This is a genomic window from Inhella crocodyli, from assembly GCF_004004565.1.
In the GTDB taxonomy this organism is placed as follows: Bacteria; Pseudomonadota; Gammaproteobacteria; order Burkholderiales; family Burkholderiaceae_C; genus Inhella; species Inhella crocodyli.
Genome location: NZ_SACM01000001.1, coordinates 893,971 through 920,535 on the forward strand (window position 1 = coordinate 893,971; position 26,565 = coordinate 920,535).

Annotated in this window: 21 protein-coding genes; 10 read left to right on the forward strand and 11 right to left on the reverse strand. The window is 69.7% G+C overall.

What is annotated here, in order from left to right; genetic code table 11:
- Window positions 1-37: 37 nt before the first annotated feature.
- From EOD73_RS04170 to EOD73_RS04195, 6 genes are read left to right on the forward strand one after another with little or no spacing between them, the layout of a single operon-like run.
- Window positions 38-1,522 carry an MBOAT family O-acyltransferase gene (locus EOD73_RS04170; protein WP_127681135.1) on the forward strand — a complete coding sequence of 495 codons (1,485 nt, stop codon included), beginning with the start codon at window positions 38-40 and terminating at the stop codon, window positions 1,520-1,522.
- A gap of 4 nt (window positions 1,523-1,526) precedes the next feature.
- Window positions 1,527-2,753, forward strand: coding sequence for a hypothetical protein (locus EOD73_RS04175; RefSeq protein ID WP_127681137.1), 1,227 nt, complete (start codon window positions 1,527-1,529; stop codon window positions 2,751-2,753).
- A gap of 34 nt (window positions 2,754-2,787) precedes the next feature.
- Window positions 2,788-3,432 (forward strand): 2OG-Fe(II) oxygenase, encoded by a 645-nt coding sequence (locus EOD73_RS04180; protein ID WP_127681139.1) that lies wholly within the window; start codon window positions 2,788-2,790, stop codon window positions 3,430-3,432.
- Window positions 3,429-4,193, forward strand: coding sequence for a glycosyltransferase family 25 protein (locus EOD73_RS04185; protein WP_240660587.1), 765 nt, complete (start codon window positions 3,429-3,431; stop codon window positions 4,191-4,193). The genes EOD73_RS04180 and EOD73_RS04185 overlap by 4 nt, the downstream gene beginning before the upstream one ends.
- Window positions 4,190-5,017 (forward strand): hypothetical protein, encoded by an 828-nt coding sequence (locus EOD73_RS04190; protein ID WP_127681143.1) that lies wholly within the window; start codon window positions 4,190-4,192, stop codon window positions 5,015-5,017. The genes EOD73_RS04185 and EOD73_RS04190 overlap by 4 nt, the downstream gene beginning before the upstream one ends.
- Window positions 5,018-5,069: 52 nt before the next feature.
- Window positions 5,070-5,708 carry an SOUL family heme-binding protein gene (locus tag EOD73_RS04195; RefSeq protein WP_127681145.1) on the forward strand — a complete coding sequence of 213 codons (639 nt, stop codon included), beginning with the start codon at window positions 5,070-5,072 and terminating at the stop codon, window positions 5,706-5,708.
- Between the two features lie 7 nt (window positions 5,709-5,715).
- Here EOD73_RS04195 and EOD73_RS04200 read toward each other — a convergent pair whose 3' ends face one another.
- Complete coding sequence (locus EOD73_RS04200; RefSeq protein WP_127681147.1) at window positions 5,716-6,822, reverse strand: glycosyltransferase; 1,107 nt, start codon at window positions 6,820-6,822, stop codon at window positions 5,716-5,718.
- 37 nt (window positions 6,823-6,859) lie between these two features.
- Here EOD73_RS04200 and EOD73_RS04205 point away from each other — a divergent pair, with 37 nt between their 5' ends.
- Window positions 6,860-8,608, forward strand: a complete 1,749-nt coding sequence (locus tag EOD73_RS04205) for an ABC transporter transmembrane domain-containing protein (protein ID WP_240660588.1) — start codon at window positions 6,860-6,862, stop codon at window positions 8,606-8,608.
- Window positions 8,609-8,617: 9 nt separating this feature from the next.
- Here the strand turns inward: EOD73_RS04205 and EOD73_RS04210 are convergent, their stop codons facing one another.
- Genes EOD73_RS04210 through EOD73_RS04225 form a run of 4 tightly spaced genes read right to left on the reverse strand, consistent with a single transcriptional unit; the run spans window position 8,618 to window position 16,499 of the window.
- Window positions 8,618-9,889 carry a patatin-like phospholipase family protein gene (locus EOD73_RS04210; protein WP_375137433.1) on the reverse strand — a complete coding sequence of 424 codons (1,272 nt, stop codon included), beginning with the start codon at window positions 9,887-9,889 and terminating at the stop codon, window positions 8,618-8,620.
- Window positions 9,890-9,917: 28 nt separating this feature from the next.
- Window positions 9,918-13,490 (reverse strand): DNA polymerase III subunit alpha, encoded by a 3,573-nt coding sequence (gene dnaE / locus EOD73_RS04215; protein ID WP_127681149.1) that lies wholly within the window; start codon window positions 13,488-13,490, stop codon window positions 9,918-9,920.
- Between the two features lie 22 nt (window positions 13,491-13,512).
- On the reverse strand, window positions 13,513-14,046 hold the full coding sequence (locus EOD73_RS04220) for a DUF6265 family protein (protein WP_127681151.1): 534 nt from the start codon (window positions 14,044-14,046) through the stop codon (window positions 13,513-13,515).
- A complete protein-coding gene (locus EOD73_RS04225) occupies window positions 14,043-16,499 on the reverse strand; it encodes a DNA internalization-related competence protein ComEC/Rec2 (protein WP_127681153.1) in 2,457 nt (818 codons plus the stop codon). Before EOD73_RS04225 ends, EOD73_RS04220 begins: the two co-directional genes overlap by 4 nt.
- A 57-nt stretch (window positions 16,500-16,556) precedes the next feature.
- Here EOD73_RS04225 and EOD73_RS04230 point away from each other — a divergent pair, with 57 nt between their 5' ends.
- Together EOD73_RS04230 and EOD73_RS04235 are read left to right on the forward strand one after the other, a co-directional pair.
- Window positions 16,557-17,030, forward strand: coding sequence for a RidA family protein (locus EOD73_RS04230; protein ID WP_127681155.1), 474 nt, complete (start codon window positions 16,557-16,559; stop codon window positions 17,028-17,030).
- Window positions 17,027-17,560 (forward strand): disulfide bond formation protein B, encoded by a 534-nt coding sequence (locus tag EOD73_RS04235; RefSeq protein WP_240660590.1) that lies wholly within the window; start codon window positions 17,027-17,029, stop codon window positions 17,558-17,560. The genes EOD73_RS04230 and EOD73_RS04235 overlap by 4 nt, the downstream gene beginning before the upstream one ends.
- Before the next feature lie 4 nt (window positions 17,561-17,564).
- On the opposite strand, the gene EOD73_RS04240 is transcribed toward EOD73_RS04235, so the two are convergent.
- From EOD73_RS04240 to EOD73_RS04265, 6 genes are read right to left on the reverse strand one after another with little or no spacing between them, the layout of a single operon-like run.
- Window positions 17,565-18,227, reverse strand: coding sequence for an arginine N-succinyltransferase (locus EOD73_RS04240; protein ID WP_127681157.1), 663 nt, complete (start codon window positions 18,225-18,227; stop codon window positions 17,565-17,567).
- Complete coding sequence (locus tag EOD73_RS04245) at window positions 18,224-19,192, reverse strand: arginine N-succinyltransferase (protein WP_164845944.1); 969 nt, start codon at window positions 19,190-19,192, stop codon at window positions 18,224-18,226. Before EOD73_RS04245 ends, EOD73_RS04240 begins: the two co-directional genes overlap by 4 nt.
- 8 nt (window positions 19,193-19,200) lie before the next feature.
- Window positions 19,201-20,193 (reverse strand): GlxA family transcriptional regulator, encoded by a 993-nt coding sequence (locus EOD73_RS04250; RefSeq protein ID WP_127681160.1) that lies wholly within the window; start codon window positions 20,191-20,193, stop codon window positions 19,201-19,203.
- A gap of 11 nt (window positions 20,194-20,204) precedes the next feature.
- The gene (locus EOD73_RS04255) at window positions 20,205-20,969 is read right to left on the reverse strand and encodes an ABC transporter ATP-binding protein (protein ID WP_127682408.1); all 765 of its coding nucleotides are present in this window, start codon (window positions 20,967-20,969) and stop codon (window positions 20,205-20,207) included.
- 33 nt (window positions 20,970-21,002) lie between these two features.
- Window positions 21,003-22,112 (reverse strand): succinylglutamate desuccinylase/aspartoacylase family protein, encoded by a 1,110-nt coding sequence (locus EOD73_RS04260; RefSeq protein WP_127681162.1) that lies wholly within the window; start codon window positions 22,110-22,112, stop codon window positions 21,003-21,005.
- A gap of 4 nt (window positions 22,113-22,116) precedes the next feature.
- Window positions 22,117-23,475, reverse strand: a complete 1,359-nt coding sequence (locus tag EOD73_RS04265; protein ID WP_127681164.1) for a cyanophycinase — start codon at window positions 23,473-23,475, stop codon at window positions 22,117-22,119.
- A gap of 285 nt (window positions 23,476-23,760) precedes the next feature.
- Here EOD73_RS04265 and EOD73_RS04270 point away from each other — a divergent pair, with 285 nt between their 5' ends.
- Entirely contained in the window at window positions 23,761-26,529 is a 2,769-nt protein-coding gene (locus EOD73_RS04270; RefSeq protein ID WP_127681166.1) for a TonB-dependent receptor, read from the forward strand.
- Window positions 26,530-26,565 lie beyond the last annotated feature (36 nt).

The following is a 26,565-nucleotide window of genomic DNA, read 5'->3' on the forward strand; positions in this document are numbered from 1 at the left end:
CATCGCAGGCGCTGCGCTTCGCTGACCGAACGCGACCATGGTTTTTTCGTCCCACGCCTTTTTGGTGTTCATGCTCGTGCTGCTGGCCGTGTACGCCGGCGTCGCGCGCTGGGCGCCGCGGCACGCCAAGCTCACGCTGGTGCTGGCCTCGCTGCTGTTCTACGGCTGGACGATGCCGGTGTTCCTGGTGCTGCTGGGCCTGTCGCTGGCGTTCAACTACGCCGTGTCGATGGGCTTGGACGGCCCCGGCCAAAACCCGCGCAAGCGCTGGCTGCTGTGGATCGGTGTGGGCACGAACCTGTCCCTCATCGCGTACTACAAGTACTTCAACCTGCTGCTGTCCGGCCTGAACGCCCTGGGCGGGCTGTCGCTGCCGATGCAGGACATCCTGTTGCCCATTGGCATCTCCTTCTTCACCTTCCAGCAGATTGCTTACTTGGTGGACGTGGCCGAGGGCAAAACGACGCGGGCCTCGGTGCTGGACTACGTGTTCATCATCGTGTTCTTCCCGCACCTGATCGCCGGCCCCGTGGTGCTGCAAGAGCACCTGCTGCCCCAGGTGCGCGAGAAGACCGACAAGGCCGCGTGGTCGCTGAAGGCCGACCACGTTGCGCTGGGGCTGGCCTTGTTCTCGATGGGCCTGTTCAAAAAGACCGTGCTGGCCGACAACGTCGGCCGCTACGCCGACTTCCTGTTCAGCGCGGCGCACCGCGGCGAGGCCATCGGCACCCTGGACGCCTGGATGGGCACCATCGCCTACAGCTTCCAGATCTACTTCGACTTCAGCGGCTACTCGGACATGGCGGTGGGCCTGGCCTTCCTGTTCGGCTTGCGGCTGCCGATGAACTTCTTCTCGCCCTACAAGGCGCACAACATCATCGAGTTCTGGCGGCGCTGGCACATCTCGCTGTCCAGCTTCTTGCGCGACTACCTTTACATCCGCCTGGGCGGCAGCCGGCACGGCTTCCCGCGCACCATGGCGGCCCTGATGGCCACCATGCTGCTGGGCGGCCTGTGGCACGGCGCGGGCCTGCAGTACCTGGTGTGGGGGGGCTTGCACGGCCTGTACCTCGTGGCCAACCACACCTGGCGCCGGGTCACGGGTGCCACCGACGCGCCCCTGCCCTGGTGGCGCCACGCCTTGGGCGTGCTGCTGACTTACGCGGCGGTCTGCGTGGCCTGGGTCTACTTCCGCGCCGCCGACGTGAGCGAGGCCAACCGCATCGTGGCCGCGATGTTCGGCTTCGGCGCGCCCGAGTCGTTCACGCCCACGTCGCGCGGCATCGTCACCTTCGTGTGGGTGTACTTCTTGATCGCTTGGTTCGCGCCCAACACGGTGCAGTTGTTCGCCCGGCACGACATGTTCCTGCCCAGCCGCGCCCTGCAGCGCGTGGTGGACGCCTCGAAGCAAGGCCTGGGTTACGCCTTCACGCGCCGTTGGGCCTTGGCCACCGCCCTGACCTTCACGGTCGGCTGGTTCGCCATCAGCAACCTCAGCCCCTTCCTCTACTTCCAGTTCTGAGCGGATGAGCGCCGACGTCATGCAGACCCCCGCCCGTCACCTGCGCTGGATCCTGGCCCTGGCCGCCGTGTGCTGGACGGTGGCCATCACCATCAACGCCACGGCCTTCTTCGTCATCGCCGCGCCCGAGAACCAGCGCGTGCTGCAGAACAACGTGGGGTGGGAGCGCACCTACAAGCCCATGATCCACGACCGCTTGAAGCCCGAAGTGGCGGTGTTTGGGGCTTCGTGGGCGCGGGATGCGTTCGACTTTGAGGAAACGACGCAGATCTTGGGCCGTCCCTTCTTCAACCACGCCGTGTCCGGCGGGCAGGCCTACGAGAACCGTCGGTTCCTGCAATCGGCGTTGACCGGGGGCCGGCTGCAAGCGGTGATGCTCAACGTCGACAGCTTTTTGCGGCGCAGCAACCAACTGCAGTTCCAGTACGGCTTCAACGAGGGCTTGCTGAACGTCGACCCCGCGGGCCACACCAACTCCGGCGTGCAGGCCCAGCGCTTTTTTGCCGCCACGCTCTCGGGCGCGGCCATTGGCAACAACCTGTCGGCCCTGGGCATCCTGCGCCAGTTCCGCGGCGGCAAGCCCAAAAGCGAGCTGCTGCGCGCCTACGACCGCCACGACTTCGCCGCCCGCGCCGAGCGCGTGGCCCTGTGGCGCCGCAGCGTGCTGGAAGGCGCCCCCACGGGCGAGGGGCAGCCGGCCCCCTTCTCGCAGGCCGATTTCGACCGCGCCAGCGAGGAACTGGGGCGGGCGGTGGACATCGCCTGCCAAGCCGGGGTTCGGGTCGTCGCGTATTGGACGCCGTCGCACGCGGCGATCGTCGACCGCGCCATCGACCAAACCGAGCTCAAGACCGCGGTGTGGCGCCTGCTGGCCGCGCGCGAGAGTCGTTGCCCCGGGGGCCTGGCCCTGCACGACTTCAACTACCCCAACCTGGTGTCGCTGGAGGCCGTGCTGGACGGCGCGCCCCAAGGCCGCTACTTCCGCACCGACGGCCACCCCCGCCCCACGGTGGGCGAGTTGATGAGCAGCGTGATGTTCCAGCGGCCCGGCCCGGGCGCCGGCCTGCAGGACTTTGGCAACGCCAACCTCTTGAGCCTGAGTGAGGCCGACGCCCGCGCCTGGACCGCCCGGCGCGAGGCCCGCTGGCGTGGCACCTGGACCGACGAGGACCGCGCGCAACTGCGCGCCGACCTGGGGCACACGCAAACCCACGGCGCCCCGGGTCGATAGACTCCCGGGCTGACGTTTTGACCAGGACCTGACCATGGCCGCCGACACCCTCCGCCTCGACGCCTTTGCCGCCACCCCCTTGGTGCGCGAGCCGTTTGAACACCTGGTCGTGAAGGACTTTGTGCAGCGCGAGGCGCTCGACGGCGCCCGCCGCGACTTTCCGGCCGTGCCCAGCGCCGGCTCGCACCCGCCCGCGGGCTTGAAGATCGAAGGCGCCTTCAAGCGGCTGATCGACGACATCCACAGCGACGACTTCCGCCGGGCCATCGAGCAAAAGTTCAACATCGACCTGAGCGGCCGTCCCTTGATGTACACGGTGCGTGGCCACTGCCGCGCCCGTGACGGCCAGATCCACACCGACACCAAGACCAAGATCATCACGGTCCTGCTGTACCTGAACGACGACCACTGGAACAGCGCGACCGGCCGCCTGCGCCTGCTGCGCGATGGGCAAAACCTCGAGAACTACTTCGACGAGGTCGAGCCCGCTGGAGGCACGCTCTTGGTGTTCAAGCGCAGCGACAACAGCTGGCACGGCCACCACAGCTACGAAGGCCCGCGCCGCGCGCTGCAGTTCAACTGGGTGACCGACCAATCGGTCGTGGACCGCGAGCAAAACCGCCACGGCGTGTCGGCCTTCTTCAAGAAGCTGCTGGGCCGCGACACGATGACGATGTGAGCGCGGTGAGCCTCCCACCGCCCCCGCTCCCCGTTCGCTACATCAACCTCGACCGCGATGCCGAGCGGCGTGCGCGCCTGGACGCCGAGATCGCGCGCCTGGGCCTGCCGGGCGAGCGCTTTCCCGGCGTGCTGTGGACGGCCTTGCCGCAGGCCGAGCAAGACGCGCTCTACAGCCCCGCCCTCAACGCCCGGCAGTTCCACAAGCCCCTGGTGAACGGCGAGAAGGGCTGCTACGCCAGCCACATCGCCCTGTGGCGCTGGCTGCTGCACTCCCCCCACCCGGCCGTGGTGGTGTTGGAAGACGACGTGCGGCTGAAGGACGACTTCGCCGCCGTGTGCGCCGCCATCGCGGCCTTGCCTGCCGGCTGGGACATGGTCAAGCTCATCGGCCGCGCCGAATTGGGCAAGACCGAAAAACTGCGCAGCGAAGCGCCCCTGTGCCCCGGCTACCAGCTGGTGCAGTACCGCCGCATCCCCAGCCTCACGGCCGGCTACGTGCTCAGCCGCCAAGGGGCCCAGAAGCTGCTGGCCACGCGCGTCCCCTTTGGGCGCCCCATCGACGTGGACTTGCGCCATTGGTGGGAAAGCCAGCACTTGGTGATGCGCGGCGTCAGCCCCGCGGCCATCGAACTGGACGACACCAGCTTCGACAGCAGCATCGGCGCCAAGGTGGCCGAGCGCAGCCTGGCCGACAAGTGGCGCAAGGCCCGTCACAAGCTCCTCTACACGCTGGGCAACGCCTGGCACGCCCCGCGATGAGCGCAGCCCAACGCCCCTTGGTCTTGGTGTCTTGGCACGGCGCTCAAGCCCCCCTGCCCTGCCTGCACCTGGACGCCGCCGCCCAGTTCGACTGGGTGCTGTTCGACTACACCGGCACGCAAACGCCCGGCGAGCGCGAGGTGGCCGGCTTGCCGGTGACCGTGCTGTCCGAGCCCACCGAGTGCAAGGGCGACATCTTCCAGGCCCTGTGCCGCTGGCTGCACGACACGGCCCGATGCCCCGAGTACGTCGGCCTGATCGACGACGACGTGTGGGTGGGGGTGAGCGACCTGAACCGGGCGCTGCACCTGGCCCGCTGCGAACAGCTGGACGTCTTCTCGCCCACGCTGATGCACGACAGCCACTACACGCACCGCTGGATGCTGACGCAGCCCCACCGCCTGTTCCGGCCCGTGGATTGGGTCGAGGTCATGATGCCCTTCTACCGCGGGGACCTGTTCTTGGCGGCGCGCGAGCACCTGGCCGGCAACGTTTCCAGCTGGGGCCTGGACAAGTACCTGTGGCCCACGCTGCAGCAGCTGCGCGGCCAAACGCGCACCGCCCTGATCGACGCCGTGACGGCGAGCCACCGCCGGCCGATCACCAGCGGCAACAGGACCTACCGCACGGGCCGCACGGCCTTTGACGAACTGCAGGCCATGCGCGCGCTGAGCCTGGACCTGCTGCAGGCGCAACGCCCGGAGCTGGTGGGCAGCGACTGGTACCGCCGCATCTTTCAGCAGCGCCACGTTCGCACGCGCTGGCAGCAGCTTTGCGCCGGGCTGGGCCGGCCGCTGCGGCGCTGGCTCGATCAAAGCACCTGAGCCCACAGGGGCATGCGCTCCAGCGCAGCATGGCGGCCTCAGGAGACCTGCCATGCGCCCCACCCCCCTTGCCGTGTTGACCGCCGCCCTCGGCACCCTCGCCTCACCCGCCCACGCCATCGAGGAGCCGCGCTTCGAAACCGTGCTGCAGCAAGGCGCCTTTGAGGTGCGGCGCTACGCGCCCTACATGGTGGCCGAGGTGCGCGTCGGGGGCGACTTCGAGCAGGCGGGCAACCGCGCCTTCCGCCAGCTCGCCAACTACATCTTCGGCGGCAACCAGGGCCGGCAAGAGATGGCCATGACCGCGCCCGTCATCCAGGCCCCGGCCGCCCCCGTGCCCATGGCGATGACGGCCCCGGTGACCCAAACGGCGAGCGAGGGGGGCTGGCGCGTGCAGTTCGTGCTGCCGTCCCACATCAACGCCGCCAACGCCCCCGTGCCCAACAACCCGCAGGTCACGGTGCGCGAGGAGCCCGCCCGCACCCTGGCGGTCATTCGCTACAGCGGCATGTGGACGGCCGCCAACTACGCCGAGCACGTGGCCTTGTTGAAGGCCAACGCCGAGAAAGCAGGCATCCCGCTGCAGGGCGAGCCGGTGCTGTCCCGCTTCAACGGCCCCTTCACCCTGCCCTTCTTGCGGCGCAACGAGGTCTGGATGGAAGTGGCGGCCGGGGCCGGCCTGGCGCGCTAAGCCGGCGTCACAGACCAACCACGCGGCGCAGCAGGGCGTCGTAGCGGCTTCGCATCAGCGGCAGGCCGTGCGCGTGCAGGGCTTGCCCGCGGGCCGCGTGGCCCAGCTGCTCGCACAGGGCCGGGTTGCTCAGCAGGCGCTGCAAGGCAGCGGCCATCAAGGGCGGGTCTTCGGGCGGCACCAGCAGCCCGGTGCGCTCGTGCTCCAGCACGCCCTCCACGCCCGGCACCAAGGTGGCGACGCAGGCGCACCCGGCCGCCATGGCCTCCACGAGGGCCAAGGGCATGCCCTCCCAGCGGGTGCTGAGCACGAACACCCGGTTGGCCATCAGCAGCTCGGCCACCTTGGGCTCGTAGCCCAAGAACTTCACCTGCTCCTGCAGGCCCAAGCGCTCGGCCAGGCCTTGGGCGGCGCGCTGGTAGCTGGCCTTGCCGCTGCCCGCCAGGTACAGGGTGGGGCGGAGTTGGTGCTCGTCGCGCAACAGGGCCAGGGCCCGGATCAGGGTCAGGTGGTCCTTTTGCCGCGCGAAGCGGGCGCTCATGACGATGTCCGGCGCCCGCGTGCCCATGGGATGGGCCGCCGCCCGCTCGAACTTGCCCAGGTCCACGCCGTTGGGAATGGCCTGGGTGATGGCCGACGGGCTGCCCAGGCGCAGCAGGGTCTGCGCCACGCCCTCGCTCACGCCCACGACGGCGTCGGTGTGGGCGTCGAGCTTGCGCTTTTGCCACAGGCGCCAGCGCGTGTAACGCTCGCGCGAGTTGTGTTCGATGTGCACCCGGTGGGGCACCCCGGCCCACAGCGAGGCCCAGCGGCCCAGCAGGTGCTCGGGGAAGCCGTGCGCCACCATCACCTCGGGCAGGAAGCGCCGGCACAGGCGGAACAAGGCCCACAGCGTGGCGAAATGGCTCCAGCCGGGGACCACCTCGACGGCGATGCCGCTTTCGACCAGCTTGTTCACCCGCTCGGCGTCGGTGGTGCGCTTGCGGCGCAGCACCAACAGGGGCTCGAACTCGCTGCCTTGGGCCTGGGCGCGGGCCAGGTCGATGGCCACCTGCGTGGCGCCCGAAAAACCGCCCGTGACGAAATGGATGACGCGGATGCGCTGCGAAGTCATCGAACCAGTTTAGGAGCGTCGAGAATCCGCGCCAGCCATGAGCAACGCCCGCCCCGACCCCATTCCGTTGAAACCGACCGCCTTGCGGGTGTTGAATTTTGTAAAGCCCCACCGGCGCGGTCTGGTCGCCGCCGTGGGCGCGTACGTGCTGGCGGCCTGCACCGAGCCCTTGATCCCGAAGCTGTTGAAGGTGGCGCTGGACGAAGGCTTTGCCAAGGAAGCGCCCTTCCCACTGTGGTGGGTGCCGGTGGTGCTGATCGGCCTGTTCTTGCTGCGCGGGGTGTTCAGCTTTTTGGGCCAGTACCTGCTGCACTGGACCATCGGCCGCACGGTGTACGACCTGCGTCGCGCGCTGCTGGACGCGCTGCTGCGCGCCGACGCCAAGGTCTACACGCAAATGAGCGGCGGTGCGGCCGTGACCAAGGTGGTGGGCGACCCGCAGCAAAGCATCCATTTGTTGGGCACCGCCTGCATCACGGTGCTGCGCGACGGGCTGCCGGCCGTCGCCATGCTGGGCTACCTGCTGTACATCAACTGGAAGCTCACCCTGCTCACCTTGGTGACCCTGCCGGTGATGAGCTGGGTGCTGAAGAAGGTCAACCGCCGCGTGCGCCAAACCGGCAGCCGGGCTTACGACGCGCAAATCCACCTGTCGGGCGTGGTCGACGACATCGCCCGTGCCTGGAAGCTGGTGCGCAGCTTCAACGCCGCGCCCTTCGAGCGCGAACGCTTCGCGCAGGCCGCGGCGGCGGTGCGCAGCAACGCGCTCAAGCAAACCGCGGCCAACGCGCTGGCGCAGCCCCTGTCGCAGATGGTGGCCTCGGTGGGCATCTCGGTCATCGTCAGCATGGCCCTGTTCCAGGGCCGGGCCACGGGGGCCACACCGGGCGAGTTCGTCGAGTTCGTGGGCGGCCTGCTGCTCTTGATGAGCCGCGCCCGCCACCTGGCCGAGGTGGCCCAGCCCATCACCAACGGCCTGATCGTGGCGCGCGGCTGCATGGACCTGCTCGACACCCCGGCCGAGGCCGACCCCGGCCGCCAGGTGCTGGAGCGCGCCCGCGGCGACTTGGCGCTGGAGAACCTGCAGCTGACCTACCCCGGCGCCGCGGCGCCGGCCCTGAACGGCCTGAGCCTGACCGTGCGCGCCGGCGAAACCGTGGCCCTGGTGGGCCCTTCGGGCGCGGGCAAGAGCACGGTGATCCACCTGCTGCAGGGCTTTGCCGAGCCGCAGGGGGGGCGCTTCACGCTGGACGGCGTCGACGCCGCCACCCTGACCCGCGCCAGCCTGCGCACGCAGTTCGCCGTGGTCAGCCAGGACATCGTGCTGTTCGACGACAGCGTGCTGGCCAACGTGGCCTACGCGCAAGCGCCCGACGTGGCCCGCGCCGAGGCCGCGCTGAAGGACGCCGCGCTGTGGGACTTCGTGCAGACCCTGCCCCAAGGCCTGCACACGCGCATCGGCAACAACGGCAGCACGCTCAGCGGTGGCCAGCGCCAGCGCCTGGCCATCGCCCGCGCGCTGTACCGCGACGCACCGATTTGGATCTTCGACGAAGCCACCTCGGCGCTGGACACGGAAAGCGAGCGGGCCGTGCAGGACGCCTTGGCGCGCCAGCAAGGCCACAAGACCCTGATCTTGATCGCCCACCGCCTGAGCACCGTGCGCCACGCCGACTGCATCCACGTGCTGCAGGCCGGCCGCGTGGTGGAAAGCGGCACGCACGCGGAGCTGCTGGCCCAAGGCGGCGCCTACGCGGCCTTGGTGAGCCTGGGCGACGAGGGCTGAGCCCGTCCCTCAGCCGCTGACGGCTTCGCCCTCCGGCACCAGCAGGCCCTGGCGCCGCAGCCGCGCCCAAACGGGCTCGCGCTTGGCGTCGCTCCAACCGAAGAAGCGCATCACGTCCTGCCGGCGGGCCAAGGTGTCGGTCATGCCCAAGGTGATCAGCTCGGCCGTGTAGCCGCGCACGAACAGCAGGTAGCTGGCCAAGGCGCTGCCGGTGGCCGCCTTGCCCTGGCCTTGGACGCCCACGGCGCCGAGCAGCGTGCGGATGGCCGGTGGCAGCTCGTGCTGGTGCAAGCCAGCCAGGTCGTCGAGGCGCCGGCTGGGGCTGATCACCAGCACGTCCACCGGCTTCAGGGGCGTGGCGGCCAGGGCCTCCGGCGACAGCAGGCTCAGGGTCTTGTTGATGCGCTGCAGCCGCTCCACGTCCACGGCCAGCGCGTCCAAGAAGATGTTGGACAGCGCGTGCCCGGCGATCTGCGCCATGCTGGGGTGGCCGACCAAGGGCTGCCTCGGCTCGGCCTGACCGGCCTCCTGCATGCGCCCGGCGCCAATGACCAGCACGCGCTGCGCGCCCAAGTGGATGGCCGGGCTGATGGGCGCGCTTTGCCGCATGGAGCCGTCGCCCAGCCATTCCAATCGGCCGTCGACCTCGAGCTCTTGCGCCGGGAAGATGAAGGGGATGGCGCTCGATGCCATCAAATGCTTCACCGTCAGCGAGGCGGGCACGGCCAAGCGCTGGCTGCGCAGCCAGGGCGCGACCGGCTCGCGCGATTGGTAGAAGGTCACGTGCTGCCCGGAGCTGTAGCTCGAGCCGCTGATCGCCAAGGCGTCCAGATGGCCCTGCGCCAGCACCTGCGGCAGGCGCGCCAGCGGCACCGCCTTTGCCAGCAGTTCGGCCAAAGGGGCGTTGTCCAACAGGCTGCTGGGGCGCGTTTTGCGCCAGCGTCGGATGGCCCAGCCCAGGCTCATCATGGTCATCCACTGCGTGCCGGTGCGGATGGCGTCGAAGGCCTCCGAGCGGTACACATCGGCCACCTTGATGGTGGACCAGAGGCCGACCAAGGCGTCCACGGCGGCGTCGAAGCGGTCGGCCTGCGAGGCCAGGCAGGCCGCGTTGATCGCGCCGGCCGAGGTGCCGGCAATGACGTGGAAAGGATTGCCCGTGACGCCGCTGTCGCGCCGGATCTGCGCGATGGCCAGCAGCACGCCCACTTGGTAGGCGGCACGGGCGCCGCCGCCGGTCAAGATAAGGCCGGTGCGCGGCGGCAAAGCGGGGGTGGGTATCACCCCCCGAGGCTACGCCAAGCCGGGCCTAGCGGTACACCCACTGGGCGCCCACGCCACGGTCGCGCAGGTCGGCCAGGGCGGCGTCGCTGGGCCAGTGCAGCGAGGCCGCGCCGAGTTCGGCCACCGCCTGCACGCCCGCCAGCCGCAGGGGCCAGCGGATGGGCAGGCCGCGCTGCAGGGTCTCGCCGTCCTCCGTTTCGACCCGCTGCGGTGGGTGGCGGGCCACCCAGTCTTTGACCAACTGCACCTGCTGGCTGCTGGGCCGCGGCAGGTCGATCTCCAGCGCCTTGGCGTAGCGGCTGCGAACGCCTGCCAGGTCCCAGACCTGGGTGCCTTGCGCGCGCAGGCCGCCGCTGAAGCGGTCGTTGCGCACGTTGGCCTGCACGAAGACGAGGTTGTCCTCGGTCAGCAGGGCCTTGTGGGCCTCGTACAGCTCGTCGTTCAGCACCACCTCCAGGGCCTCGCTGCCGTCGTCGAGCTTGAAGATGCACACGCGGCCGCGCTGACCGTTGATGACGCGCAAATCGCCCACGATGCCGGCCAGCAGTTGCGGCTCGCGGCTGTCGGCCACCTCGCTGAGCTGCTTGGGCTGCAGGCGGCGCACCTCGGCGGCGTGCTCGTCGAACAGGTGGCCGCTCAAGTAGAAGCCAATGGCGGCCTTCTCCAGCGTCAGGCGCTCGCGCACGCCCCAGGGCTTGCACTCCAAGAGCTCGGGCTCGCTCGCGGGCGCGTCGGCAAAGTCGAACAGCCCGCCTTGGGCGGCGTTCGCTTCGAGCTGCTCGGCATGCTGGAAGGCCAGGCCGACCGATTCGAGCACGCGCTCGCGGTAGGGGTGCAGACGGTCGAAGGCGCCGGCCTTGACCAGGGCCTCGACCACGCGCTTGTTGACCGCGCGGCGGTCCACGCGGGCGGCGAAGTCAAACAGGCTCTTAAAGGGGCCGCCCTCGGCGCGGGCCCGCTCGATGGCCTCGATCGCCCCCTGCCCCGTGCCCTTGATGGCGCCCAAGCCGTAGTTGATGAGCTTCTTGGTGGCCCCACCGCCGGTCGCGCCGGCCGCCCCCACGGCGCCCATGGGCACGAACTTCAACACGCTGCGGTTCACGCAAGGGGCCAGGAAATCGATGCCGAACTGCTTGGCATCGGCCAACAGGATCTTGAGCTTGTCCGTGTTGTCCGATTCGATCGTCATGTTGGCCGCGAAGAACTCGGCCGTGTGGTGCACCTTGATGTAGGCCGTGTGGTACGCCAACAGGGAGTAGGCGGCGGCGTGCGACTTGTTGAAGCCGTAGCCGGCGAACTTCTCCATCAAGTCGAAGACCTCGTCGGCCTTCTCTTGGTCGATGCCCTTTTCGGCCGCCCCTTTGCGGAAGATCTGGCGGTGCTCGGCCATCTCTTCCGCCTTCTTCTTGCCCATGGCCCGGCGCAACAGGTCGGCGCCGCCGAGGGAGTAGCCCCCCATCAGCTGCGCGGCCTGCATCACCTGCTCTTGGTACACGAAGATGCCGTAGGTCTCGGCCAGCACCTGGCCCAGCAGCGGGTGCGGGTACTCGATCTTTTCCTTGCCGTTCTTGCGCGCGCAAAACGAGGGGATGTTCTCCAGCGGACCGGGGCGGAACATGGCGTTCAGCGCGATCAGGTCCTCCAGGCGCGTGGGCTTGGCTTCCTTCAGCATGCGCTGCATGCCGGTCGATTCAAACTGGAACACGGCCTCGGTTTTGCCGTCGGCGAACAGCTTGTAGGTCTTCGCGTCGTTCAGCGGCAGGTGCTCGTAGGCGAAGTCCGGGCGCAGCGGCGTGATGTACTGCTTGGCCAACTCCAAGATGGTGAGCGTGGCCAGGCCCAAGAAGTCGAACTTGACGAGGCCGATGGCCTCGACGTCGTCCTTGTCGTACTGGCTCACGGCCGAGTCGCTGCCCGGCTGCTGGTAGAGCGGGCAGAAGTCGGTGATCTTGCCCGGCGCGATGAGCACGCCGCCGGCGTGCATGCCGATGTTGCGCGTCAGGCCCTCCACCTGCGTGGCCAAGGCCAACAAGGTGGCCACCTCTTCTTCGTTCTTTTCGCGCTCCACCAACTCGGGCGCTTCCAAACGGGCGTAGATGACCCCGCCATCGGGCTTGTCGGGCACGGGCGCCAGGGTCACCGTCTTGCCCGGGGGCGCGGGCACCAGCTTGGCGATGCCGTCCACGTGCCCGTAGCTCATGCCCAGCACCCGGCCCACGTCGCGCAGCGCGGCCTTGGCGGCCATGGTGCCGAAGGTGGCAATCTGGCTCACGGCGTCGCGGCCGTACTTGTCCTTGACGTAGTCGATCACCCGGTCGCGGTTGCCCTGGCAGAAGTCGATGTCGAAGTCGGGCATCGACACGCGCTCGGGGTTCAGGAAGCGCTCGAACAGCAGGTTGTAGGCCAGGGGATCGAGGTCGGTGATGCCCAGCGCGTAGGCCACCAGCGAGCCGGCGCCCGAGCCCCGGCCGGGGCCGACCGGGCAGCCGTTGTTCTTGGCCCAGTTGATGAAGTCGGCCACGATCAAGAAGTAGCCCGGGAACTTCATCTTGACGATGGTGTTCAGCTCGAACTCCAGGCGCTCGACGTAGCGCGGCCGCGCCGCGTCGCGCTCGGCCTCTTTGGGGAACAGGTAGGCCAAGCGGGTTTCCAGGCCCTCGAAGCTGAGCTGCCGGAAGTAGTCGTCGGCCGGCATGGGCGTGCCGTCGGCCAGCAGCGGCGTGGGGAAGTTGGGCAGTTGCGGCTTGCCCAGCACCAGGGTGAGGCTGCAGCGCGCCGCGATGACCAGGGTGTTGGCCAGCGCCGAAGGCAGGTCGGCGAAGCGCGCGGCCATCTCGGCCTGGGTTTTGAAGTGCTGGTCGGGCGTGAAGCGCTTGACGCGCCTGGGGTTGTCCAAGGTTTCGCCCTCGGCCACGCAGACGCGGGCTTCGTGGGCATCGAACTCGTCGGCCGACAGGAACTGGATGGGATGGGTGGCCACCACCGGCAGCCCCAGCTTGGCCGCCAAGCTGCAGCTGGCGCGCACCAGGCGTTCGTTGCGAGCGCCGTCCACGCGCTGCAGTTCCACGTACAGGCGGCCCGGGAAGGCCTGCGCCAGCTCTTGCGCGACGGCCTCGGCCTTGGCCGGGTCGTGCGCGGCCATGCCCAAGGGACCCTGGGCGAAACCGGTCAGGCAGATCAGTCCCTCGCCCAGCTCGTGCAGCCACTCGCGCTTCAAGCAGGCCTGGTTGCGGATCACGTTGCGCAACCACGCGCGGCTCAAGAGCTCGCACAGGTTCAGGTAGCCGCGCGTGCTTTGCACGAGCAAGAGCAGGCGCTGGGGCGGTGGCACCTGGGCGCCGGGCAGGGCCGCGCCCTCGGGCTCCAGCCAGCAATCGGCGCCGATGACGGGCTTGACGCCTTTCTTTCGCGCGGCCTTGTAGAACTTGACGGCCCCGAAGAGGTTGCCCAGGTCGGAAATGCCCATGGCCACCTGGCCATCCTTGGCCGCGGCCTTGACGGCCTCGTCCACCCGCACGATGCCGTCCACCACGGCGAATTCGGAATGCAGGCGCAGGTGGCAGAAGGCGGGGGGCAAGGCGGTCGCGGACGTCGTCATCCGGCCATTGTCGCGGGCGACCTCACTGGGCCGCTCCAGGACAGGGCACGCGCGTCAGCGGGAAGTGCACGACGCGCCAGCGGCCATCGGGCCGCAGTCCCTCGATGCGCGCCGCCACCTGCTGCGGGCCGCGCAGGGCGTACACCACGCGGTGGGGAAAGTCGTGCCGGCGGTTCTCGAAAACCCACAGCTCGGGACCGGCCTCGATGGCCTCGAAGCTCGCGCCGGCCTGCCACTTGGGCTTGGCGCTGAACACCAGGCGCCCGTCGTCGCGCTGCTCGATGAGCATGTGCTCGAAGAACACCGTGCGGCCGCCCTTCACCGTGCGGGACTGGCCCAGCATCGTGCCGCCGGCCGCCGGCGTCCACTGCTCGCCGCTGCCCGGCTCGTCGCCCTCGGCCCGCCAGCACCCGGCCAGGGCCGAGGGCAGCGGGGCGGGTTGGGCGAGCGTGCCAACGGGCGTGCCCGGCGGCGGCACGTCGGGACCCGGCTGGGCCCAGGTCGGGGCGCTGGCGGTCAGCAACCCGAGCCAGCCACGCAAGATGAAAGGGTTCATGGTTCGGTGGGAGGGGCGTCGGGCCCGATGCTCGCATCCTGTGCAGGGGGTGCCCCTTCGGGCGTGTGCCAATAGCGGCGCCGCTGCAACCGCCAGCAGCCTTCGGCGCTGGGCGCCCCAGACGCCGACCGCCATTCGTAAGCGCCGCACTCGGCGCTCGTGAGCAGGGGCACGCCGGCCGCGTGGTAGCGCTGTTGGACCGACAAGGCGGGATGCCCATGGCGGTTGCGGTAACCGCTTTGGGCCAAGGCCCATTGCGGCGCCACGGCCGCGAGCCACTCGGGGCTGGACGAGGTGGCGCTGCCATGGTGCGGGGCCAGCAGCAGCTCGGCCCGCAGGCTGCCCGCCGGGCTGCGGGCCACCAGGGCCCGCTCCTGCGCCGCCGGCAGGTCGGCCGGCAACAGGGCCGCACGTCCGGCCGCGTCTCGCACGTGGAGCACGCAAGAGATGGCGTTGTCCGCGCCCTCGGCCCCGGGCAGTGGGTGCAGCCAGCGCAGTTGCACCCCGTCCCAGTCCCAACGCTCGCCGGCCTGGCAAGGCCGGGCGCGGGCCGCCAGCGGATGGCCCGGTGGCAGGCTGCCGACGACCGCCCCCACCGGCAGACCGCGTGCCACGCTCAGCGCCCCGCCGCTGTGGTCGCTGTCGGCGTGGCTGACGACCAGGGCATCCAGGCGCGACACGCCTTGGGCGCGCAGCACCGGCAGCACCCAGCGCGCACCGGCGTCCTGCCCGGCGGCGCCCCAGCCTGGCCCCGCGTCCAGCAGCAGGTCGTGGCGGGCCGTTTGCAGCCACACCGCGCTGCCCTGCCCCACGTCGAGCACCAGCAAACGGAAGGCCCCCGGCGGCGGACGGGCCGGGCTCCAGCACAGCAGCGGCACCCAGCTCAGCAGGCCGGCCAAGCGCCAAGCCCGCGGCAGGCGCCACAGGGCCACGGCGGTGCCGACCACGGCCAGGGCCGCAACGGCGTTCGGCGCCTGCGCCGGGGCCCACACCGCGCCGGGCCAGCCCACCATCGCCTGCATCAAGGCCCACAGGGCGTCGATCAGCCAGCCCGCCCCATGCCAGGCCCAAGGCAGGGCCACGCCCACCAAGGCCAGCGGCACCAGGGCCAAGGACACCAGGGGCACGGCCACGAGGTTGCTCACCAAGCCGACCAAGGACACCTGGCCAAAGAACAGCAGGGACAAGGGCAGCAGGCCGAAGGTGATCCAGGCTTGGGTTCGCACCAGCTCGTGCACGGCCTGCCGCCACCGCGGGCCCGATTCGCCCGGCAGGCTGCCGCCGTTCATGAGCACCGCCACGGCCACGAAGCTGAGCCAGAAGCCGGGCTGCACCAAGGCCCAGGGGTCGGCCGCGCCCACCACGGCCCCGGCCAACAAGAGCGCCAGGGGCCAGGGCCACAGGCGGCCCATAGAGGCCAACAGGGCCAGCACCGCCAGCAGGCCCACGGTGCGCTGCGCCGGCACGCCCCAGCCGGCCAGCAGGGCATAGCCCCAGGCGGCGAGCAAGCCCAACCAGCGGGCGGCGGACGGGGCCGGCCACTGCAGGCCCCATTGCGGCCAACGCCGCCACAGGCCCCGCACGGCCCAGCCCATGAGCCAGGCAAAGCCCGTGATGTGCAGCCCGCTGATGGCGAAGAGGTGCACCACCCCGGCGTCGCGCAGCAAGGCCCAGTCGGCCGCGGGCAAGCCCGCCTGGTCGCCCAGCACCAAGCCGGCCAGCACCGCCCGGTGGCGGGGCTCGGCCACCTGGCCGTAGATGGCATCGCGCAGGCGTTCGCGCAGGGCGTGCAGGTCGTGCCAGGGCGCCTCGACCAGGCGCTCGCCGGTGCGCACGCTGCCCTGGGCCCGCACGCCACGCTCGAGCAGCCACAACTCGGTGTCGGGCAAGCCCGGGTTCTGGGGCAGGTGCACGCGCTTGAGGCGCACCACCAGGCGCCAGCGCTCGCCCGCGCGCGGCGCCTGCCAGCGGTCGCGCCCCTCGGACCAAGTGAGCGACACGCCGCGGGGCACGGGCACCTGGGCGTCGCCGTGGGCGTCGTGGGCCCAGCCGGTCGAGCGCAGCGGCAAGCGCCAGCCGCTCGCCCCGCCCCAGCCGGGCAAGGCGGTGGGCAGGCCGTCGACCTCGGCCTCCATCACCAGGTCCCGGCCCTCCCAGGCCGGGTCCAGGCGCTGGTCCAAGCGCCACTGCGCTTGCGCGCTGGCCCAGGCCACGCCCAGGCAGAAGAGCCCCAGCACGGCGCCGCCCAGGCCGACGGAGCGGCCCCGGCCCGATCGGGCCCCGACGAGGCCAAGGCCCAGGGCCACCAAACCGGCACCGCCCCAGGCCTGCGCCTCGGGCAGCACGGCCAGGTGCTGCACCAGCGCCAGGCCCAGCATCCAGGCCGCCAGCCCCCATCCCCAAGGCCAGGGCGAGGCCAGGGGCGGCGACGGGGCGGGGGCTGGGGGCGTCACCCGGCCGATTGTTGCGGCCGCTACGATGCCGCCCCTTCCCCTGAACAAGGAGTGGCCATGAGCGCTGCCGCCATCCAACAACGCCTGACCGACCTCGGCATCACCTTGCCCGCCGTGGCCGTGCCCGCCGCCGCCTACGTGCCCTTTGTGCAGACCGGCAACCTCGTGTTCGTCTCCGGCCACATCGCCAAGCAGCCCAATGGCGAACCGTGGACCGGTCAGCTCGGCCTGAACATGGACACCGCGACCGGCCAGCAGGCCGCCCGCGCCATCGCCATCGACCTGATGGGCACCCTGCAAGCCGCCTGCGGCGGCGACCTGGGCCGCGTCAAGCGCATCGTCAAGCTGATGAGCCTGGTCAACAGCACACCGACCTTCACCGAGCAGCACCTGGTGACCAACGGCGCCAGCGAGCTGTTCCAGGCCGTGTTTGGCGCCGAGGTGGGCTCGCACGCCCGCTCGGCCTTTGGCGTGGCGCAGATCCCGCGCGGCGCCTGTGTCGAAATCGAACTGATTGCCGAACTGTCGTGATCAGCGAAGGATTCCTGCGACACGGCCCCCGCCTGCTGGTGCTGGTGGGCCTGATGGGCTTGGCGGCGGTCGGCATCGCGCTGACGGCCCAGTACCAGTACGGGGTCAAGCCCTGCCCCTGGTGCATCTTGCAGCGGGCCATCGTCTTGACCCTCGCGGCCCTGGCGCTGCTGGGCGGGGCCCTGGCCTGGGGCTTGAAGAAGGCGGGGCGCGCCACGGCGTCCCAAATGCTGGCCCGGGGCATGGCGGTGCCGGTGATCGTGCTGGCCCTGGCCGGCCTGGTGGCCGCCACCTACCAAAACGCCGTGGCCTCCGACAGCGCCAGCTGCGCCATGACGGTGGCCGACCGGATCATCACCCAGCTCGGCCTGGAAGAGCTGTGGCCCAAGATGTTCATGATCACGGCCAACTGCGCCGAGGCCCACGCCTACCGGCTGCTGAGCCTGCCCTACGAGGTCTGGAGCGGCCTGCTGTTCGCCGCCTCGCTGGCCGCCGCCCTGATCGTGCTGCTGCGGGCCAGCAAGGCCTGAAACGCTAGACCGGCCGGGCCCACACGGGCCCGCCGTCGTCGATGCGCACGTGGCGCCAGTCGGCGAAGCCCGCCGCGCGCAGCACCGCCAGCAACTCGGTCGCCTGATCGGCCGGCCGCCCCAACGCGGCCTGGGTCTCGGGCGACAGCAAGGCGCCGTGGATGGTCTGCCGCGGCAGCAGCGGCCCCAGGTGCGAGCTGAAGGCCGGGCCCAAACGCTCCGCCACGCCGGCACCGGCCAGTGGGGCGAAGTGCCGCACCAGCCCGTGCCAGAAGGGGCTGTGGCCCTGCGCATCGCGCCAACCGGGCAGTTCCACCAGCAGCAGCGCACCTTCCGGCCGCAGGGCGCGCACGGTGGCCAGGGCGTACTCGACCAGTGCCGGCCACAGCGCCGGGTCGCCGCCGAAGCCGCTCAACTCGGCCTCGCCGGTCGCGTCGTGCCCCAGTTGCAGGGTGCGCTGCACCTGGTAGAGGCCCAGCTCCGGCGCCGCGTGGACCACCCGCCCGAGGTGGAAGTGGTAACGGGGCCGGCTCAGGCCCAGTGCCGGCTGCAGGTGCACCCAGGCGTGTCGGTTGCCCTCGTCCGCCCACCACCACTGGCCGCCCGGCTCTTCTTGGGCCTGCGCGCCGAGCGGCGCCTGCGTCATGGGACGAAATTGAACGCTCATGCCTCTCGCTCCAGGGGCGTGGCCCAGCCGCGCCCTTGCCAGGCCGCCGGCGCTTGCCGCGTCAGCACGCGGGCCTCGAAGCCCTCGCGCTCGGCGTTGCAGGCCAGCCAGGTGCCGGCCCCCATTTGCGACAGCGGCAGGGCCGCGCGCACGCTGGCCAGGGCGTGCAAGCGCCCTTCGGTGGTCGGACCGCCGTCGAAGATGTCGACGTAGGTCTCGGCGTCGCAGCCTTCGTCTTGCAGGATCTCGAACGGCAACTCGCCGTCGGGGTGCAACTGGCCGATCGCGCTTTGCGCGGCCTCGGGCAAGAGCGGCACGTAAATGGGCGAGGTCGGCATGAGCTCGGCGATGAAGGCCTTGCTGCGGCCGCCGGCCACGGCCTCGGCCTGCGGGTAGTCCATGGCAAAGAAGCGCCGGCCCACGGCCTCCCAAAAGGGGCTGCGCCCGTCGGGCTCCAAGAGGCCCGGGTGCTCGGCCACGATGCGGTCGGAGAAGCGATCGGCGAACTGCCGGATGAACAGCAGCCGGGCCCGCGACAGCAGTTGCGGCGCGGCCCCCGCGGCCCAGGCGGGCTCGATGTAGAACGAGGTCAGCAAGGTGGTGCCCGTCAGGTCGTGCCCGAGGTGCAGGGTGTGGGTGCGCTGCGTCAGGCCCAGGGCCGCGCTGCTGGCCACAACGAACTCGTTGCGGTAGCTGTAGAAGCGCGAGCCGTAGCCGGCCCGGGCGGTGACGCCGCTGCAGCCCACGAGCCGCCCGGAAGCCTCGTCCTGCAGCACGAAGAGGTAGCGCTCTTCGCCGCTGGCCTCGTCGTCTTCGGTGGCGAAGGCCTGCAAGGAATGCTCGATGCGTTCGGCCAGCCAGGCCGGGTCGTGCCGCAAGGAACCGATGCCTGGGCTGGCGGCGGCGGCCATGCGCAGCAAGCCGCTCAGGTCCTCGCGTTGAACGGGACGGAAAAGAAGGGTCATGTCGGAACTCATGCGGCGCGCGCCTCGCGCGGGTGGCCGGTGCCGCCGCCGGCGGCCGGCTGGCGTTGCTCGCGCAAGCCCGCCAGCTCGCGGGCCCGCTCTTCGCGCGGGGTGCAGCCAAATGCCGCCTTGTAGGCGTTGGAGAAATGCGGCCCGCTGGAAAAACCGCAGGCCAGGCCAACCTGCAAGATGGACTGGCCCGTGCGTTGCAGCAGCTCGCGGCTGCGGTTCAGGCGCAGGGCCAGGTAGTGGCGGCTGGGCAGCGCGTCCAGGTGCTGCTTGAACAGGCGTTCGAGCTGGCGACGCGACAGGCCCACGAGCCGCGCCACGTCGTCGGTGGGCAGGGGCTCGGCCAGGTTGGACTGCATCAGGGTCAGGGCCTCGGCCAGCTTGGGCGGCATCAGCGCGTGGCCCTGGGACTCGCCGAGCACGCGCTCGTCGCGCGCCCGCAGGGTCGACAGGCCGAGCTTGCCGCCCAGTTGCCGCGCCAAGGCCTCGCCGTGCTCGCGCGCCAGCCAGCCCAGCAGCAGGTCGGGCAGGGCCAAGGGCCGTGCACAACTGAGCACCGGCCGGGGCGGCAGTTCGATCTCGTACAGGCCCTGGCCCCACACGACCTCGGGGTGCAACTGCTGCAGGTGGCTGGCCAGCCAGTCCACGCCGCAGGCCCGCCGTCCATTCAATTGGCCGGCCGCCGCCCACCACAGCACGCCGCCTTCGACCGCGCCGAGCAGCGCCCCGCGCTGGGCGGCCCGCTGCAACTGCGAGGGCAAGGTGCTCAGCGCCTCGGTGCTGGCCAGCGGGCGCCACGGCGCCAGCACCCACACCTGGGCCCACTCGCGGTTGGGGTCGAAGCCCCCCTCCCCCGCGACACCCGCAGCGCACAAGCGGGGCCGGAAGCGCGGTTCGGGCAACAAGGCATTGGCCCCCTCGAGCAGCTCCACCAAGAGCTGCGCGGCCAGGCGCGAGGCGCCCGGCAGCAGGAGGAGGGCCACGTCTTGCATGCGTTCCCTGCTTACTTCAGCCCGCCCGACAAGAAGGCCTTGAGCCGGTCGGATTGCGGGTTCAGCAAGATGTCTTTGGGGTGGCCCTGCTCGATGACCTTGCCCTGGTGCAAGAACATCGTGTGGTTGGACACCTCGCGGGCAAAGCCCATCTCGTGGGTGACCACGATCATGGTGCGGCCCTCGGCGGCCAGGTCTTTCATGACCTTGAGCACCTCGCCCACCAACTCGGGGTCGAGCGCCGAGGTCGGCTCGTCGAACAGCATCAGCTCGGGCTCGACGGCCAACGCCCGGGCGATGGCCACGCGCTGCTGTTCGCCGCCCGAGAGCTGCGCCGGGTACACGTCCTTGCGGTGGGCCACGCCCACGCGGGCCAACAAGGCCTCGGCCTTCTCCAGGGCCTGGGCCTTGGGCACGCCCAGCACGTGCACCGGCGCTTCGATGACGTTCTCCAGCACGGTGCGGTGGGACCACAGGTTGAAGTTTTGGAACACCATGGCCAAGCGCGCGCGCCAGCGCTGCAGCTGCTTGGCGTCGGCGGCCTTGAGGCTGCCATCGCGATCGGGCACGAGCTTGAGCTCCTCGTTGCCCAACTGAAGGCGGCCTTGGTGCGGTTGCTCCAGCAGGTTGAGGCAGCGCAAGAAGGTGCTCTTGCCGCTGCCGCTGGAGCCGATCAAGGTGATCACGTCGCCCGGTTTGGCCGACAGGGACACCCCCTTGAGCACCTCGCGCTCGCCGTACTTCTTGTGCAGGTCGTCAACGATCAGGCTTTGCATGGCAGGCACGGGTCCTCAGGGTTCGGGGGCGAATCAGGCGCTCAGCAACTTGCCCTTTCGCTTGGCGTCGAACCCGGCCACACGGGCCACCTTTTGGCCAGCCTGGGCCCAGCGCTGTTGCTCACGGGCGTAGAACAACCCGTCCACGGGGCTGTTCAGAATCGAGGATTCTCCGCTCACCGGGTCGATCACTTCGACCACCGTTTGCCCGGCCTTCACCTCGGCCCCGAGTTCGGCGTGGTAGACCAACACCCCGGCGTGCGGCGTGTTCAGGGGCATCGATCCCGCCAGCGGGCGCAGGCTGGTGTCGTACGGCTCGGCAGCGCCCAACCCCCCCGTCACGAAGCCCTGCGTGGCCAGAAACTGCAGCAGGCCCTGGGCATCTTGGGCAGCCAGCTCGTGGGTCACGTCGGCTTCGCCGCGCAGTTCCACCGTGGCCCCGTAACAAGCCAACGCCACAGGCTGCCCTGGCAGCAGGGCTTGCAGCTTGGGCCAGACCATGGAGCACGACTCGTCGAAGGGGAAGTCACCGCTTTCATCGGCCAGCAGGGCCAGCGGCGCCTGCAGCGCGCAGCCCAGGCGCTGCGTGATCTCCGTGTGGTGGGGCGTGGAGTACAGGTGCATGACGGCCTGGTTGTCGCAGTGCAGGTCCAAGACGATGTCGGCATCGATGGCCAGGTCCATCAGCGTGTGGCGCAGCGACTGCAATTCCGTCTCCACGGTGCGCTCGGCCAAGGCGGCGTGCAAGGCGGCACGCAGCAGGCGGGTGTTGGTGGCGGCGTCCTCGGTCAAGCGCACGCGCGAGGCCGCGTCGGCGGCCAGGTCGGGGTAGTGGCGGTTGAAGTTGTGCCCGCTGTTGATCTCGAAGCGCCCTTGGTGGCGCCCCCAAATGTGCTGCGACAGGCCGATGGGGTTGCAAGCGGGCACGAGCACGATTTCGTGCGCCAGCTGGCCCGCCGCCTCCAGCGCCGTCAAGCGCTGGCGCAGGTGGTGCCCCACCAGCAAGGGGGGGATCTCGTCGGCGTGCAGCGCGCACTGCAAAAGGGCGCGGCGCCCCGTGTCGGTCGGACCGAAATGAAGGCTGGGGAAGGAGCGGACGGTGCCGCTGGGACTGCCCAGCAGGGTGTGCGTTTGGATGCGCATGGGGTCAGGGGGCAGGAGCTGCGGTCAGGGGCTGGTAGAGCGGATTGCGCAAGCGCACGGGGGTGATGTCCATGTAGACGCGAAGGACCGTGTAGTCCTCGCCGCCCCAGGCACCGGTGAAATAGCCGAAGGTACCCGGGCCTTTGTACAAGCGGAACTCGAAGCCCAAGTCGGGCAGGAAGTCGTCCACCGAGGGCGAGCCTCGGTCGGCGCCCAGGCGGCCCTCCGTGCGCTCGATCTCGGTGGCCGAACCGCCCTGGGCGGCGGCGCCGCCGCGCAGCCCGAGCAAGGCGCGCCCGTTGAAGGCCAGGCCGCGCAGTTCGGCGTCGGGGCTGTCCACCAGTTGGGCCATGGCATTGGCGATGGTGTTGTCGCCGAGCATGTCGGGGTAAAAGCTGGCCCGCTGGAAGAAGGGCTTGAACTGCGGCGAGCTCGGGTCGATGGGGCCCGTGCGCTTGTCGGCGGCGGGCGTGGTCACCCCCGTGGCCAGGTCGTGCCGGTCGCCGCGGTCCAAGAAGCTGAGCTGCGCGCCCTGCACGTTGAAGGCCCCAAGCTTCGGGTTGTGCCGCGCTTGGCTCAGATCCACCAGCAGCGCGCCGCGCGCGCCAATGACCTCGATGTGCGTGCCGCGGATCAAGGCGGCGCTGTTCTCCTCGACGCCCAGGCCCCAGCGGTAGCCCTTGGCCTGCATCACCGGCACGATGCGGCCGATGCGGCCGCGCTTCAAGAAGTGCTGGTCGATGAACAGGTCAGGGCCCACGAAGCCCAGGCCGCGGTCGATCTCCAGGCCCTCGCGCAGGCGACCTTTGAGGACCGACAGCGCGTCCTGTGCGTCGCGGAACATCCATTCGCTCATGATGGCCGCACCGGCGCTGGTGCCCGCCACCACGCCGCCCTGGGCCAGCACCTGGCGCACCGCCTGCAGCACCGCCGTGGGGCGGCCGCCCGGCTGCAGGGTGCTGGTGATCAGCTCTTGCGCGCCCCCGGTGAAGAACACGCCCTGCATGCCGGCCACCTTGGCGGCCAAGGCGGGCTCGTCGCGCAAGGCCTGCCAGTCGACCCCCTTCCACTTCGGCGACAGGGGAATGACCTCGGCGACGGCCCCCGCCTGATTCAAGGCCTGCGCCGTGCGTGCGCCGCTGCGCTCGGGGTTGTCGCTGGCCGTGGCCAACACGGCGAACTTGGCGCCTGGCCCACCGGCCTCCTGCACGAGGCGCGACCACACCGGGGCGTTGTCGACCTTGAGCGCCCCTCCGATGGCCACCACCACGCCCGGCTTGCGGGGCGCCGTGTCTTGGGCCAGGGCGGCGTTCGACACCGTGGCTGCGAGGGCAAAACCAATCAACACGCGATTCAGTGGCATGGGCAAAACCAAGAAAGGGGCCGGCGGCCCGATGGGCTCGACCTGGAAAGAGCGCGGATTCTGGAACGCCAGCCGCCAAGGGCGTCAGCGGGGCCACCCGCAAGGCCAGCGCCGCGTGCAACTGCGTGTCGCCTCCAAGCAAACACTGCGGCCAAAGCGCCGCGCCTCTTGCGCCTCAGCGACACCGATTTGCCAACAAGCGACTCCTGCTCCAGAACCCGCTCCAGCCTCGCTTCCCAAAATTTCTAGAGTCCAGCCCGTCACCTCCACTGCTGGACCCTTGCCATGCATTTGCCCCCTACTCCCCGCCTGAGCCGCCTGGCCCAGGCCAGCCTTTTGGCGCTGAGCTCCTTGGCTGGCGCCGCTTCCCTGGCGCAAGACGCCCAGCCGCAACAGCTCGACCGTGTGGAAGTCACGGGCTCTAGCATCAAACGAATCGACGGCGAAACGCCGTTGCCGGTGCTGGTCGTGAAGCGGGCCGACATCGACAAGGCTGGCGTCACCACCGCAGCAGAACTGTTGCAACAACTGACGGCCAACGTGGGTGGCCTGACGGACGGGGCCAGCATCAGCGACACCGCCGGCAACCAGCGCGGCTTCAACGGCGCCAACCTGCGCGGCCTGGGCGTGTCCAGCACTTTGGTGTTGCTGAACGGCCGCCGGCTGGCCAACTTCGCGTCGCCCGGCGACAACGCCGGCGTCGACTTGAACAACATCCCCTCCGGCGCGATCGAGCGGGTGGAAGTGCTGAAAGACGGCGCATCGGCCATCTACGGCACCGACGCCATGGGTGGCGTCATCAACTTCATCACCCGCAAGGACTACCGCGGCGTTGACTTCAAGGCTTACACCTTGGCCACGCACGAGGGCGGCGCCGGCAAGCGCGCGTTCTCGGCGTCTGCTGGTTTTGGCGATCTGCGCACCGACCGCGCCAATGCCTACTTTGCGGTCGACCTGCAGAAGTTGGGGGCTCTGAACTCCAACCAGCGCGACTTCATCCAGGAGTACGACCTGGCCAAGCGCCTGCCGCAACAGTTGTCCAGCAACACCTTCCCCGCCAACATCGACCTGAGCACGTCGCAGCGCAACACGCTGAACAACTTCGTGTTGGCCAACCCCACGACGGCGCTGAAGGGTTCAAACCCCGATGGCACCTGGGCTGCGCGTCGCGTCAACCTGGACAAGGCCAGTTGCACTGGCGGCTTGAACCCGAACTCCCGCGCTCCGACGGGCCCGGGTGGCGTGGAAGGCTGCTCCTACAACTACATGGGCGACGCCGAGATCTACCCGGCCTCCGAGAAGTTCTCCCTGGTGGGCCGCGCCACCGGTCAACTGAGCGACGACCACCAAGTGTTCGTTGAAGCCTTGTTGAACAAGACCTCGACCGACTACGCCGCTTCGCCCGCCACCGTGCGCTTCCGCACCAGCTCGGGGATCGCCCTGCCCGCCTCGTTGCAGGCCGTCACCGGCATCACCTCGCCGGTGGACTTCCGCTTCCGCTTGACCGACGCAGGCAAGCGCACCAGCCGCGTGGACAGCGAAGCCACGCGCTTGGTCGCCGGCCTGACGGGCACCTGGGGCGACTGGGACTACAACACCGCCTTGAACCACAGCGTGAACAAGGCCACCGACACCAACTTGTCGGGCTGGGTGTCGTTCAGCCGCCTGGAGTCCGGCATCCGTCAAGGCCTCTACAACCCCTTCGTCCCCAGCAGCAATGGCGCTGCGGGCCGTGCCTTCATGGATTCCATCCGCCTGGACGGCGCCGCTCGCGTGGCGGAAGGCAGCTCGACCAGCTGGGATGGCAAGCTGACCCGCAGCGTTGCCGAATTGGCCGGTGGCGAGGCCATCCTGGCGCTGGGCGCCGAACTGCGACGCGAAAAAACCGAGTTCGCCGCCAGCAGCGTGCTGAAAGCCAACGACGTCAACGGCGATCGCAACAGCTCGGGGGCGCTCTTGGCCGACACCTCGCACAGCCGCGATGTGGGGGGATTCTTTGCTGAGTTGAACGCGCCCTTCACCAAATCCCTGGAAGGCCAGTTCGCCATCCGCCACGACCGCTACGACGGTGTGTTCGACGCCGCCACGGGCAAGACTTCACCCAAGCTCAGCACCACGAACCCCAAGGTGGGCCTGAGTTTCCGTCCGATGAAGGAGCTGCTGGCCCGCGCCAGCTATGGCACGGGCTTCCGTGCGCCTTCCGTGTCTGAAATGTTCCGTCCGCTGCGCGCCGGCATCACGGCCAGTTTCGTGAAGGATCCGGTCTCGGGCGAAGTGGCTCAGATGCCGATCGACCGCGCGTCCAACCCCGACCTGCAGCCCGAAAAGTCCAAGCAAGCCAGCCTGGGTGTGGTGTTCGAACCCAACCGCAACTTCAGCGGCGCGGTGGATTTCTGGTCCATCCGCAAGACCGACATCATTTCGGAAATTGGCGAAGAGACCATCTTCACGAACCCGATTTACTACAACAACCCGGCCATCGTGGTCCGCTTCTCGGATGGCTTCGTCAACTACGTCAACGTCAAGAAGGAGAACCGCGGCAAGCTGAACACCTCCGGCGTGGACGTGTCGGTCACCTGGCGCGGCGACAGCACCTCGCTGGGTCGCTTTGGCGCCAGCATCAATGGCACCTTGGTCACCGAGTACAAGTTCAACACCGACCCCCGCTCACCGCTGGTGGACGGTTTGGGCAAGTTCCGCGATGACAAGGCTGTGCAGCGCTGGCGCCACAAGTTGAACGTCGACTGGGACTTCGGCGACGTCGGTTTGACCCTGGGCAACACCTACCTGTCGGGCTACCGCGACCAAAACGTGGACGGCCTGTCTGCGCCGGAATGGAGCAACCGCGACGTCAAGGCCTATTCGCTGTGGGACCTCACGGGCAGCTACCGACTCAACCAGCACCTGCGCCTGCGCGCTGGCGTGTTGAACCTGTTCAACACCGCCCCGCCGTTCACCAACCAGTCGCGCTACTTCCAGGTCACTTGGGATCCGACTTACGGCGACCCCCGCGGCCGTTCGTACTTCATCAGCCTGAACTACGCCATCAAGTGAGCGAAGACTGACCCAACAAAAAGCCCCGCCGGCTCG